12 protein-coding genes are annotated in these 12,680 nt (G+C 33.8%); 6 read left to right on the forward strand and 6 right to left on the reverse strand.

Going from position 1 to position 12,680, the window contains the following annotated elements; all coding sequences use genetic code 11:
* Positions 1-27 precede the first annotated feature (27 nt).
* On the reverse strand, positions 28-1,074 hold the full coding sequence (locus AA089_RS11730; protein WP_046757135.1) for a fatty acid desaturase: 1,047 nt from the start codon (positions 1,072-1,074) through the stop codon (positions 28-30).
* 118 nt (positions 1,075-1,192) lie between these two features.
* On the opposite strand from AA089_RS11730, the gene rsmG reads away from it, so the two are divergent.
* Entirely contained in the window at positions 1,193-1,822 is a 630-nt protein-coding gene (rsmG, locus tag AA089_RS11735) for a 16S rRNA (guanine(527)-N(7))-methyltransferase RsmG (RefSeq protein ID WP_046757136.1), read from the forward strand.
* Positions 1,823-1,902: 80 nt separating this feature from the next.
* Here rsmG and AA089_RS11740 read toward each other — a convergent pair whose 3' ends face one another.
* Complete coding sequence (locus AA089_RS11740) at positions 1,903-3,579, reverse strand: DUF6029 family protein (protein ID WP_046757137.1); 1,677 nt, start codon at positions 3,577-3,579, stop codon at positions 1,903-1,905.
* Positions 3,580-3,641: 62 nt separating this feature from the next.
* Complete coding sequence (locus AA089_RS11745) at positions 3,642-4,130, reverse strand: TlpA family protein disulfide reductase (RefSeq protein WP_046757138.1); 489 nt, start codon at positions 4,128-4,130, stop codon at positions 3,642-3,644.
* Between the two features lie 230 nt (positions 4,131-4,360).
* Here AA089_RS11745 and AA089_RS11750 point away from each other — a divergent pair, with 230 nt between their 5' ends.
* Complete coding sequence (locus tag AA089_RS11750; protein WP_046757139.1) at positions 4,361-5,662, forward strand: Omp28-related outer membrane protein; 1,302 nt, start codon at positions 4,361-4,363, stop codon at positions 5,660-5,662.
* Positions 5,663-5,836: 174 nt separating this feature from the next.
* The gene (locus tag AA089_RS24735) at positions 5,837-5,989 is read left to right on the forward strand and encodes a hypothetical protein (protein ID WP_156168984.1); all 153 of its coding nucleotides are present in this window, start codon (positions 5,837-5,839) and stop codon (positions 5,987-5,989) included.
* A 207-nt stretch (positions 5,990-6,196) separates the two neighbouring features.
* On the opposite strand, the gene pruA is transcribed toward AA089_RS24735, so the two are convergent.
* Positions 6,197-7,822, reverse strand: a complete 1,626-nt coding sequence (gene pruA, locus AA089_RS11755; protein WP_046757140.1) for an L-glutamate gamma-semialdehyde dehydrogenase — start codon at positions 7,820-7,822, stop codon at positions 6,197-6,199.
* Positions 7,823-8,023: 201 nt separating this feature from the next.
* On the opposite strand from pruA, the gene AA089_RS11760 reads away from it, so the two are divergent.
* Positions 8,024-8,752 carry an NRDE family protein gene (locus AA089_RS11760; RefSeq protein WP_046757141.1) on the forward strand — a complete coding sequence of 243 codons (729 nt, stop codon included), beginning with the start codon at positions 8,024-8,026 and terminating at the stop codon, positions 8,750-8,752.
* Positions 8,745-9,758, forward strand: coding sequence for a DUF6695 family protein (locus tag AA089_RS11765; protein WP_046757142.1), 1,014 nt, complete (start codon positions 8,745-8,747; stop codon positions 9,756-9,758). Before AA089_RS11760 ends, AA089_RS11765 begins: the two co-directional genes overlap by 8 nt.
* 4 nt (positions 9,759-9,762) lie before the next feature.
* Here AA089_RS11765 and AA089_RS11770 read toward each other — a convergent pair whose 3' ends face one another.
* Both AA089_RS11770 and AA089_RS11775 read right to left on the reverse strand, forming a co-directional pair.
* The gene (locus AA089_RS11770) at positions 9,763-10,653 is read right to left on the reverse strand and encodes a hypothetical protein (RefSeq protein WP_046757143.1); all 891 of its coding nucleotides are present in this window, start codon (positions 10,651-10,653) and stop codon (positions 9,763-9,765) included.
* Between the two features lie 10 nt (positions 10,654-10,663).
* Positions 10,664-11,260: a hypothetical protein gene (locus AA089_RS11775; RefSeq protein ID WP_046757144.1), complete on the reverse strand. Its 597-nt coding sequence runs from the start codon at positions 11,258-11,260 to the stop codon at positions 10,664-10,666.
* Between the two features lie 107 nt (positions 11,261-11,367).
* Here AA089_RS11775 and AA089_RS11780 point away from each other — a divergent pair, with 107 nt between their 5' ends.
* Positions 11,368-12,330, forward strand: coding sequence for a hypothetical protein (locus AA089_RS11780; protein ID WP_046757145.1), 963 nt, complete (start codon positions 11,368-11,370; stop codon positions 12,328-12,330).
* Positions 12,331-12,680: the final 350 nt, after the last annotated feature.

The raw sequence follows: 12,680 nt of genomic DNA on the forward strand, positions 1-12,680 counted from the left end.
TTTTTTTAATGTTATATATTATTTAGTTTAGTTCGAAAAGCGCATTTTTTCTAGTTTGTAGTATTCTCTAAATGTAATCATGCGTTGTTGTTCTTCATCCCACAATTTGTGGAACATCATTTTTACACCATCTTTAAAGGAAAGCGTTGTTACGTATTTTGATAAAACTTTATTTTCTGTAAAACACTTTTTTAGGTTGTAATTAGGAATTCTACTATTCAAATGATGAATATGATGAATTCCAATATGACCTGTAAACCATTCCATGATTCTTGGTAATTTTAAATACGTACTTCCTTTGATCGCTGAAAGGACAAAGTCCCAATCTTTTTTCCACTTTTTATATGAAAACTCATGTTGATGCTGAATGTAGAAAAACCAGAAAGCAATGATTCCAAAGAAGAATAAGATGATAAATTGAACTGCAAAGAAGCTAGCCCAACCTGTTAAGTATCCTAAAATTAAATACGGAACAATGATTACAAGATTGTCTTTTAATAGTAAATACGTCGTTTTTCTCCAGTTGTTAAATGTCAAAAACGGATATTTTGTGGTAATAATTAAGTAATAAACAGGCGCAATTACAAAAATAACAATTGGGCTTCTGAATACTTTGTACTTAAATTTTCCCCACCAGTTTTTTGAACGAAACTCTTCTACAGTCAATGTTGGCATGTCGCCAATTTGTCTCGTTTCAAGTTGTCCATTATGTCCGTGATGGAAAGTGTGCGTTTCTGCCCAATATTTAAATGGTAAAAAACTGAATACACTACAAATGTATCCAATAGTATCGCTGGCTTTTTTTGATTTGATGAACGAATTGTGCCCACAATCGTGTTGAATGATAAAAATTCGAACTAAAAAGAATGCATTTACGATTCCTAAAAGGAAGGTTAGAATTAATGAAAAATCAAGTGCAAAATACATTAAAATCCAAACGGCTATGAATGGTAAAAATGAAGATGCTATTTGACCGATAGCTTTTTTTGTACTCTTTTTTTTGTATTTGGCAATGATAGACTTCCAATTTCTTAGCGCGTCTTTAATTTCTTGGTCAACGTTTTGTTTCGTCATGAAGGGAACTATTTAATCTTAAATATGTAGCTAAAATTGTTACAATATATTGCAAATATCGTAATTTGAAAATAATAAATTCATTGAATCACAAATAAAGATTAGTTTTGTTGCAGATATGAAAATTATACACAAATATTTTACAGATTTAACGCCAACTCAAATAGAACAGTTTGAACAGTTGGAAGCCTTATATAAGGAATGGAATGCACAGATTAATGTCATTTCAAGAAAAGATATTGATGAATTGTATTTGCGGCACGTATTGCACGGTTTGGCAATTGCAAAAGTACAGCCATTTGTCTCAGGTTCACGGATTTTAGATGTGGGCACAGGTGGTGGATTTCCAGGAATTCCTTTAGCAATTTTATTTCCAGAGGTACAATTTGTTTTGGTAGATGCTATAGGCAAAAAAATAAAAGTAGTGCAAGCTGTTGCTGAAAGTATTGGACTAACGAATGTTTCCGCACATCATATGCGTGCTGAAAAAGTGAAAGGAGAATTTGATTTTATCATCAGTAGAGCCGTGACAAATATGCCCGATTTTGTAAAATGGGTTCGAAAGAAAGTAGCTAAAAAGCAAAAACATACCTTGAAAAATGGAATTTTATATTTAAAAGGAGGCGATTTAACAGAAGAATTGAAAGATTTCGTCAAAGCTGAATTGTATCCAATTCCAACTTATTTTGAAGAAGCATTTTTTGAAACGAAAAAAGTGGTGTACTTGCCTTTAAAATATAAACCATAAATTAAAAATCCCTTGTAAAATTTACAAGGGATTTTTCGTGTTTAGTTGGTTGGTTTGGTTAGTGATCGTTTTTATATATTTTAAAAGGCTGTTGTAATATTTACAGTCAAACCTGTACTTTGCGGTACAAATCGACAAACACCTCCAACGCACACAAGTCCGCCACGTTGTCTACCATAGTTGAGTGCAAATCGTGTTGCGCCTCTGGCAAAACTTCCGCCGACATTGTAATAGTGAATTTGTTCATCTTCAATATCATTTCCGTAATTGTAAATGTCCGTGATATAAAATGAAAGTCTTGGTGTAACATTAAATTCTACAGTTCCACCAGCCCAGTTTTTATCATCATCTGGTGTCCATAAATGTTGCAATTCAATTCGAACAGATTGTCGTGAGCTTAGTTTGTAAATAACTTCTCCTACTGCAACATTTGAGTTTACGACACCACGTTCATCATTAATGAAACGTTGGTTGTAATATTGATTTACGAAGTAAAAAATACTTTGCCATTTTTTATCCCACTTTTTTCGGATTTCCATACTAAATTCTGAAAAATATTTTCTTCCAAAACCAAAGAAATCTATTTCAGAATCTCTTTCAGTAAAGTCAAAATCTCCTTTTAGTCCTGCCCAATATGCAGCATTTAGTGCAATTTTAGTTCCGTATTTTCCTCCCAAAGCAGTTCCTTTTTTGAAATTATAGAACATATCAATTTGTCCTCCAATTTCTCCAAATTTAAATAAGGATGGATCTGGTACAGAAATGGCAGCTTGCGCTTGGTATACATAAATATTCGTCAATGCATAATCGTGCTGTTTGGTTAATCCAGGTAAGTAGTTTACAATATTTTCATTGAATACATTTCCTGCGGCTTCTCTTTCAGAAAAGAAATTCATGTTTTCTAGTCTTCTTACAGTCGCATCAATTCCGAAACCTTTTTGAGAATATCCGAAGTTTACTAATAAGGCGCTTCCTTTTTCTACGAAGTTTTCAATGAATCTTTGCGAATTTACAATGGCGTCTTTTCCTTTTGTAATGTATTCTATACCAGAATAAAATGTTTCTCCTGAATAATCTAATCGTGCCGAAAAAGCATTTGTTAGTTCATCAAAACCAGTATTTTGAAATTGTTCAGGAATATCTTCTTTACGTCCGACATAGCTAAATCCTGCTGAAAGTGATGATGTTTCTAAATTTAAAGCATTTGTAAGATCAATTTCAGAATTGAACCCAAAAATCTCTCCTTCTGAAACTTCAAAACCATCACGTTGTCTTGCGTACATTCCTGTTAAAGCTATAGCGTCTGATGGTTGGTATTTTACTCTTGCTCCTCGAAATGAATTGTTGATTCCTAAAGGTCTATTTTCCCAACCTCTTAAAATGAGGCCGCTACCAAATTGCTCATAAAAGTAACCTGCGGTAACTTCTATTTTTCGAGTTTTGTACATTGCATAAAAGGTAGCAATGCCCGTGTCGTCTAATTTGGGAGAATAATTCAATAAAGGCATTGGCGCATACGATTCTACTTGAATTCCTGCAAACCAATTTCCGTAGTTATAATCTAATTTTAAATAATTGTTAGATCTAAAGTGTTCGTCTTCGGCAAACTTACCAAGAGATGTATCATCATTATACCATTGTATATTTGATTCAAATCCACCTGTAACTGTTCCCCAATCTTTCTTTTTTTCTTCATCTTCTTGAGCGATTCCAACAGAAAAAGCCAATGCAAAAGAAAGGTATAGTAATTTTTTCATGTAATGTGATGAGTTAGTTTTAAATTTTGGTTAGCTAGTTTTGTTTTGGTAAAGTTGTATGCTTAATTAGCATTTTTCTTTACCACATCATACAATTGGTTTTCAGCTCCGGGCTGATATCCTGTATGACGCCAAACAATTTTTCCATCTTTAATAACTACTACATGTGGAATTACGGTAATGTTTAAAGCACGTTGTAAATCTTGATTTTCATCTAAAAGAATTTTGTATTCCCAACCTTTACCGTTAATTAGTGGTTTGATTCTTTTTTTAGTTCTAGCATCATCTGTAGCAATTGCAATAAGTTCTACATCTGTTTCATCAATCCAATCTTCATATACTTCATTAATTGCATCTAATTCATTAATGCATGGTACACACCAAGTTGCCCAAAAGCTGATTATTTTCACGCCTTTTTCGCTTGTAATTTCATCCATAGTAACGGAAGTTCCGTTCAATTTTTTTACAGTAATATTAGGGATTTCTTTTTGTGCATTTGCTTGTATAGTGCAGAATAGGAATACTGCAACGATACTCATAATTGACTTCATAATATTTAGTTTAAATAGTGACAAGGTTGTAAATATATAAAAGCTTACGTTAAATAAGCAATAAAAATAAAATAATTCATTTTCAGGGTTTTCTACATATTGTCTATATAAATGGTAGGTTATTTGTTTGATTTACTGTTTATTAGATTTTTCTTTTTTTTAACAAAAATTTAATATAAATTAGTGCCCAATTACACCGAAAACTAAACTTTACAAACAAAAAAAGTCTTATGAAAACAAAAAACATTTTAAAAAGTGCATTTGCTGTATTTGCTCTGTTTGTTTGCTCATGTAGCAGCGATTCAGATGGTGACGGCGGAACTCCAACAAATCCAGGAGGAGGATCAGCGATTACTTCTATTACCGTAACAGCAAGTAGCAACTCTGTAGAAGTTGGAAATGCAATTACCTTTACAGTTAAAGGAAATGACGGAACTGATGTAACGTCTAATTCTACAATTTTAGTAAACAATTCAGCGATTACAGGAAGTTCTTTTACAGCTGATACACCAGGCACATACACAATCAAAGCAGAATATGAGCAATTGACAAGTGTACAACTTTTTGTTGATGTTACTGCTGGACCAATAACCGCTTTACGAGTTGAAAGTGCTGCTACAAGTTTAAAAGTAGGAGATACTGCAGACTTTACAGTAATCGGAATAGATGCTTTAGGAAACGAGTACACAATTACTGGTGACGCAAGTATTTCTGTAAATGGATCAGCTATTACTGGAAACAGATTTATGGTAACTCAATTAGGAGATATTACTGCTGTTGCAACAAAAGATGCTGTAACTTCTGACGCATTTATGCTTCCTGTTACAGACGAAACTGCGCCAGGATCATTTACAAAGAAAGCTTTAATTGAAGATTTCACAGGTACATGGTGCGGATGGTGTCCTAGAGTATCTTACGCAATTGAGCTAGTTGAAGCTGCATCTGATAAAGTATATGCAGTTGCTGCTCACAGTGGAGATCCAATGCAAAATAGCTATTCGTTAGCTTTAGATAATGTATATGTAACTTCAGGATATCCAACGGCTGTTCTTAACAGAGATCAAGAGTGGACATATCCAGAGCCAAGTAATGTTGCGCAAGCTACAAACTTAGCTAGTGGAACTACAACTTCAGGTTTATCTATAAACTCATTATTAAAAGGAAATCAATTAGAAGTATATGTAAGTACTGCTTTTTCTCAAAGTACTACAGGTGCTAAATTAGTAGTTATGGTTCTTGAAGATGGTATTATTGCATCGCAAGCAAACTATACAAGCTACTATGGTGGAGTTGATCCAATTAGCCAGTTTGAGCACAATCATACATTAAGACATTCTATCACAAATGTTTTTGGAGATGCTATTTCTGATACTTCTGCAAACTCTAAAACGAGTCAGGTATTCAATATTGCTGTTCCTACTACAGTAAACAATCCTGAAAAAATGTCTATCGTTGCTTTAATCGTTGATTCAAATGATAAAGTAATAAACGTTGCAGGAGAAAAAGTTGGATCTGATCATGATTTCCAATAGAAACAAACAATTATAATTAGCTAGAATTCTCTTAAATTCTTATACTAAAAGCGACTCATTTGAGTCGCTTTTTTAATTTTTTATTTGGCTGATAATTAATTTCTTACGGTAAAACCCTACTGAAAAGTGAATCTGAGTACGTATTTTTAGATTATTAATCAAAACTTTAGTATCATGAAAAAAAGAGATTTAAAAAAAATTAGCTTGAACAAGAAAGTAGTTTCAACTTTTAAAGTGCATGAATTAAAAGGTGGAGCGCTAAGTGATTTATGGCATCAAGATGAAGGCGGATACTGGGTATGTTGTACTTTTTTCGGACCATGTTAAATCCGTAAACAAATTTTAACCATTCAATAACAATGGTATAAAGAATAGAAAAGCCAGTATTTTTTAGATACAGGCTTTTTACATTTATTCAATTATAGTTTTTCTGTCCAACATAGTATCATGCATTTTAGCATTAAAATTCTATGTTTTTAAATACAAAAAAAACCGAAGATAATCTCTTCGGCTTTTCGTAAAATGTATATTAATTTATCCTAAGAAAGGATATCTATAATCAGTTGGAGTTACAAAAGTTTCTTTAATTAATCGTGGAGAAACCCAGCGTAATAAGTTTTGTGCAGAACCAGCTTTATCATTAGTTCCAGAAGCTCTAGCGCCACCAAATGGTTGTTGACCTACAACAGCTCCCGTTGGTTTGTCGTTTACATAGAAGTTTCCAGCACAGTTTTCTAAGGCTTTTGTAGCTTCATCAATAGCATAACGATCTCCAGAGAAAACGGCTCCAGTTAATGCATATTCAGAAGTTTCATCAACTAATTTCAATGTTTCTGACCAATCTGCATCTTCATACACATATACCGTAACAACAGGTCCGAATAATTCAGTTTCCATCGTTGTATATTTTGGATCTTTTGCAACAATAACTGTTGGCTCAATGAAATATCCTTTTGATTTATCGTAATTTCCACCAGCAAATACTTCTGCATCTGCGTCAGCTTTAGCTTGGTCTATATATTTTGCTAATTTGTCAAAAGAGCCTTCATGAATTACCGCAGTGATAAAGTTTCCTAAATCGGCAGGAGATCCCATTTTGAAAGAAGCAATATCTTCTTTTACATAATTTAATACTTCATCAGCCATTGATTTTGGTAAGTACACTCGTGAAGCGGCACTACATTTTTGACCTTGAAATTCAAAAGCACCACGTGAAATTCCTGTAGCAACTTGCTTTGGATTTGCACTTGGATGCGCAATGATGAAATCTTTTCCACCAGTTTCACCCACAATTTTTGGATATGTTTTATAGGTATGAATGTTATTTCCGATCTTCTTCCAAAGTTCTTTAAATACATAGGTTGAACCTGTAAAGTGAACTCCCGCAAAATCAGGACTGTCTAAAACGGTATCTGTAATCATTACTGGATCGCCATATACAACATTAATAACACCATCTGGTACACCAGCTTCTTTGAAAATATCAACAATTACTTTTGCAGAGAAAATTTGACTATCACTTGGTTTCCAAACCACCGTATTTCCCATCATAGCTGCACTTGCAGGTAAGTTGGCAGCAATGGCAGTAAAGTTAAAAGGTGTAATAGCGTATACAAATCCTTCTAATGGTCTGTATTCAACACGGTTCCAAATACCTTCGGCTGAATCTGGCTGCTCTTCATAAATTTGAGACATAAATTCTACGTTAAAACGTAAAAAGTCAATCAATTCACAAGCGGCGTCAATTTCTGCTTGGTGTACAGTTTTTGATTGTGCAATCATAGTTGCCGCGTTGATCTTAGCTCTATATGGTCCAGCGATTAATTCGGCAGCCTTTAAGAAAATAGCAGCACGTTGTTCCCAAGTTAATTGCGCCCATTTTTTTCTAGCTTCCAAAGCAGTTTCAATGGCTTGTGTTACATGCTTCTTTTCTGCTAAATGGTACGTTCCTACAACATGTTTGTGATCATGTGGAGGTGTCATTGTATTGGTGTTCCCAGTTTTCACTTCTTCACTACCAATATACATTGGCACATCTACGTTTCCGTTAAAATATGCTTCATATTGTGCAGTTACAGCAGCTCTTTCTGGACTTCCAGGAGCATATGATTTTACTGGCTCATTGATAGCTGTTGGAACTTGAAAAAATCCTTTTCCCATAGGTGATATATTTAATTGTGTATTGATTAAAAATTTGCGATGCAAAGATACAAAAAAATGTGCCGCAAAAGGCAGTTTGCTTTTTGAGTATTGCGCACTTATATAGGTCGCTTTTTATGAAAAAACATACATTTGCATAATTTGGCAATAACTACGGAAAATTTTTGTAAGTTGCCCACTTAAAGTTAGACCAAGAGTTCTATGTGTACAGTAAGTTTTATTTATAAAGGAAATCAAGAGTTTGTATTAACCTCAAATCGTGATGAATCGCCAATGCGTGCCACCGATTTACCTGCGGCTTATGAAGTTTCTGGTGTAAAAATGATGTATCCTAAAGACACAGTTGCTGGTGGAACTTGGGTTGGAATGAGTGAAAAAAACCGAGTTGTTTGCTTGTTAAATGGTGGTTTTGAAATTCATACACGTTTGCCGAAATATCGTCATAGTAGAGGAATTGTAGTGAAAGATTTTTTAGCATCTGACAACATTCTTGAAACTGTAGCAGTATATAATTTGGATGCAATAGAGCCGTTTACAATTGTTATTGTAGACTGGAATGATGGTATTCAATTGGTAGAATTGGTTTGGGATGGAACTCAGAAACACCTCCAACAACTTCCGTTGACAACACCACATATTTGGTCGTCTTCTACATTGTACACGGAGGAAATGAAGCAAATGCGACGTGATTGGTTTGCCGATTTTCAGCAAAAACATATTCTTGATGCTACATCAGCTTTGGATTTTCATACCAATGCAGGAATTGGAGATGCTAATGTAGATACCATGATGGATAGAGGTGTTGTAAAAACGATTAGTATTACGCAAATTGAAAAAAGTGAAACTACAGTTACGTTGAAGTATCAAGATTTTAATACAGATTCAGGTAGTGAAATATCTCTAAATCCATTAGTAGTAGTGAATGAGTAATACTGGTACAATATTAACATTAGCGTATCCTGATACTATTGTAATGACTGCCGAAGAATGGTATTCTCCTTACTTGAGATTTATTGGTATTGGTACAAAGAAATATGTGCGTGCAGGTCATGCCGCATTGGTACTTATTGATCATAAAACAGGAACGTTATCTTACCATGATTTCGGTCGATATATTACCAGAGAACCGCATGGAAGAGTTCGTGGCAAACAACGCGACAGAGAACTTGATTTTCCTTTGAAAGCAAATTTGATTGATGGAAAAATTACCAATCTTGATGAAATTCTACATTTTTTAGCAACCAATCCAAAGTTAACACACGGAGACGGAAAGTTATTAGCTTCCATTTGTGATCGTGTTAATTATGAAAAAGCGACTGCGCATATTGCAGAAATGCAACGGTATGGTTCTATATATTACGCGGCTTTTAAAAAAGGTTCATGCAATTGTGCCAGATTCGTTACAGGAACTCTAATTGCTTCCTTAACAGATAATCGCGTTAGAAAAGCATTGAAAAAATCTACATGGTTTACGCCAAGTACTGTTGGAAACGTAGTGCTTGCAAATACTCAAACAGCTATTTATGAAGTTACGGAAAATGGAGTAACACTATTTACATCAACTTCTCAAAAAGAAACGATCCGTTGTTTTTTAGATCGTTTGCAAGGATATGTTCCTGATTTTGTAGGAACATTAGAGCCAAAACATGTACAAGGAATTGCAGACAATGCGCAATGGTTACCTGGAATTGCCTGCGGAACTTGGTTTGAGCTTCATCCGCTTCCTGCAACATCATTTAGTTACAGAATTCGTCGTATTTCTCCGTATGGAAATGTAGATGTCGATGGTGTTTTTAAAGTAAACGATCCTACTTTTGATATTCAAAAACCGTATCAATTTATCCATAATTCAAATTGTTTGTACTGCAATATCAAACAAGATGATAAAATCTATTATTTCAGTTTTGAAAACGATTATTTGCTCGCAATAGAATAACGAATTACTCTGGTTTCAATCGCATAACTTCTTCCAAAAGGGCAGTTAATCCACCTTCTGTAATGTTATCATTATTCCAGTGACTCAACACGCAACTGACATAATTCCCTCTAACTTTTGTAGCAACATAATAAGCTGTAATAGTTTCGCCTTGCGCTAATCCGGCTAAAATTGATTTTACACCTTTAAATGAAAAAACAATCTTTAACGCTTCGGTTTCTTGTCCTTCAAAAATGATCGGAACCGTTTCTTCTGAAGCAATGCGAACGCCTTTTTTTGCTAGTGTCACACCTTTTTGCGCGTTGATTGAATTTTGTGCACTTTTCAAATCTTTGTGTACGGACCAATTCATTTCGCCATTGTAAGAACATTGTATGGTGTTCAAATTTGTCCAAAAGCAACTTTCATCACGTTGAATGTTTCTACCTGCAAAGTTGATGTAGTCTGGTTCCATTGTGGTATAACACTTTTTCGGAATTGCATCCGCAAGAATTACAGCAATCATCTTTTTCTCAAATGCCACATCTTTGATATTCATCTGTGAAAACCAAATGACGGTAATTGTTTTGTCATCGTTTTCAATGAAATAATAAGTAGCGTGTCTGATTAAATTTGGCGCAATTTCTTTTTGTTTGTGCACAAAAATGTTTTTACGTCCAATTTCATCCATAGAAGACTTTTTGTCGTTCCGTTTGATTTTATATTTTCGGGTAACTTTTTTAATATTTTTCTCTGAAAATTCATAATTGTACACTTCTTTCGTAATTGTATAACCATCAATATTGTAAAAAGTAGTGCTTTTGTTTTGAAGTACTTGCAATCGTTCATAAAGCGCATCATTTTGGCTATATCCGCTAAAAACTACAAATAATAAAATATAGATTATATGTTTCATGTGTGTAAATTTAAGTTGATGCTTGTACGCGTTTAAAATAAAAACTAGTATTTGTTCTACGTGTATCTCCTAACAAGATAAGAAATCCTCCCGCAATAAAATCTACGTTAGTTATAATAAGATCATTATTTTTTTGAACACCAATTCTAGACTTTTCTACAGTAATATTTCCAAAAATCATTGGAACTCCTTTTATATTCGTTTCTCTGTTTTTAAGATGAATCATGCCGTTTTTACGAAGTTTCATTTCCATTGTAGTTTGACTTACAACAGTGTTTTTAGATCGATATGTAAATTGAATTTCTGTATCTGACAGTAGTTTTATGTCTACCGTATAGTTTGTATCTGTGCCTCTTTTGGGGATGATTGTGTTTGTAAAACTATTGACAGTTGTTGCATCTTCGGGATTTTCATATTGAACAATCTCTCTCTTTCCATACGTGCTCAAATAATAAGCGTTATAGCAGGAAATTTCATAGCGTCCTTCAATAGTTTGAATATTCTCTCGGTCTAATTTTGTGATTTTATTTTTAATAATCTTCGTAGAAAATGAAGCACAATTGCTAAAGCAAACAGCTGTCATCATAAGGATGAATATTTTTTTCATATCGAACTTGGTTTTAATGTGTTATCTCAAAAATATTGTAATAATTACAAGTGTAATTGTAGGAATAGCAATTGAGAATGTTTATTTTTGTGAAAATCGCAAATAGTATGCAAGAGTTCTTTCTTTCTACATTAAAAACAATAGTGCCTGAAGATGTTTCGCTAATCGACACAGTAGCTGAAGTGTTAGATATTAGTTATGATGCAGCGCATAGACGTACAAGTTTAAAAAGCAAACTGTCGTTAGAAGAAGCGGTGAAATTATCGCGTCATTTTAATATGTCTATAGATCAATTGTACGCCATTGGTTTGCAAAATGTAGTTGCTGTAGAAAAAACACAAGTTATTACCTCGCAAGACGATTTAGAAACCTATTTTGAAGCATCTCATGACAATTTAAAACAAATTTTAGCGATGAAAGATTCAGAAATTATCTACTCAGCTAAAGATTTGCCTATATTTTATACGGCTTCTGATAATTTGCTATCACGTTTTAAAATGTATGTTTGGCTGCAATTATTAAGTGAAGAAAATAAAGTCATTGCGTTTGAAAACTTTGCGCCTTCTGTTTCGTTGGTTGGTTCGGCTTCTCGCTTGGGCGAATTGTACGCAAACTTGAAAGTGACCGAAATTTGGGATGTAACCACCATTAATAGTACGTTGAAGCAAATTCATTTTTACTATAAATCGACACTGTTAACAAATGATGTTGCTATTAAACTCTGTGACGATTTGAAAAAGTTAGTTGAAATGATTGAAGAAAAGGTAGAAAGCGATGAAAATTATCAGCTCTTTTACAACGAACTTTTATTGATGAATAATACGGTTTTAGTCAAAACGCCAATGATAAAAACATTGTTTGTGCCGTATACGATTCTTTCCTATTACAAAACCAGTGACACGCTCACATTGACGCAAGTGGATCAGCATTTGCAGCGACAAATGAAGAGTTCAAAATTATTATCTACCGCAGGAAAAAAAGAGCAACGTATCTTTTTTAACAAGATGTATAAAAAAATCGATGCTTTGAAATATTTAATTGATGCGGAGAGTGTATTGGATTTTGAGTGATTTTTGGTCGCTTTGCTTTTGGGCCTGTTCTCGCGAAGGCGGGAATCTTTTGGGTCGCTTCGCTTTTGGGTCGCTTCGCTTTTTGGTCGCTTCGCTTTTGGGTCGCTTCGCTTTTGGGTCGCTTCGCTTAAGTTCTTAAAAAACTTTTTTATTTAAATTTCAACATTCAACATTCAACATTCAACATTCAACATTTATAATTTAAAATTCCCAAACGTCACTTCGAGTGGATTTGTGAAATAAATTTGTATCGAGAAGTACTTTGAAGTTAGATGTGTTTTTTTTTCGTTTACTAATTCAGTCAATTTATTTAATTTTGCACTGTTTATTTTCTTCCAATCAAGTTCGTT

Origin of the sequence: Kordia jejudonensis (genome assembly GCF_001005315.1) — a bacterium.
Lineage (GTDB): Bacteria > Bacteroidota > Bacteroidia > Flavobacteriales > Flavobacteriaceae > Kordia > Kordia jejudonensis.

Excerpts from the sequence above, each read along its gene's own strand:
- AA089_RS11750 (WP_046757139.1), top strand. The coding sequence starts at position 4,361 with ATGAAAACAAAAAACATTTTAAAAAGTGCATTTGCTGTATTTGCTCTG.
- AA089_RS11730 (WP_046757135.1), bottom strand. The coding sequence starts at position 1,074 with ATGACGAAACAAAACGTTGACCAAGAAATTAAAGACGCGCTAAGAAAT.
- AA089_RS11770 (WP_046757143.1), bottom strand. The coding sequence starts at position 10,653 with ATGAAACATATAATCTATATTTTATTATTTGTAGTTTTTAGCGGATAT.
- AA089_RS11745 (WP_046757138.1), bottom strand. The coding sequence starts at position 4,130 with ATGAAGTCAATTATGAGTATCGTTGCAGTATTCCTATTCTGCACTATA.
- AA089_RS11765 (WP_046757142.1), top strand. The coding sequence starts at position 8,745 with ATGAGTAATACTGGTACAATATTAACATTAGCGTATCCTGATACTATT.
- pruA (WP_046757140.1), bottom strand. The coding sequence starts at position 7,822 with ATGGGAAAAGGATTTTTTCAAGTTCCAACAGCTATCAATGAGCCAGTA.
- rsmG (WP_046757136.1), top strand. The coding sequence starts at position 1,193 with ATGAAAATTATACACAAATATTTTACAGATTTAACGCCAACTCAAATA.
- AA089_RS11760 (WP_046757141.1), top strand. The coding sequence starts at position 8,024 with ATGTGTACAGTAAGTTTTATTTATAAAGGAAATCAAGAGTTTGTATTA.
- AA089_RS11740 (WP_046757137.1), bottom strand. The coding sequence starts at position 3,579 with ATGAAAAAATTACTATACCTTTCTTTTGCATTGGCTTTTTCTGTTGGA.
- AA089_RS24735 (WP_156168984.1), top strand. The coding sequence starts at position 5,837 with ATGAAAAAAAGAGATTTAAAAAAAATTAGCTTGAACAAGAAAGTAGTT.
- AA089_RS11780 (WP_046757145.1), top strand. The coding sequence starts at position 11,368 with ATGCAAGAGTTCTTTCTTTCTACATTAAAAACAATAGTGCCTGAAGAT.
- AA089_RS11775 (WP_046757144.1), bottom strand. The coding sequence starts at position 11,260 with ATGAAAAAAATATTCATCCTTATGATGACAGCTGTTTGCTTTAGCAAT.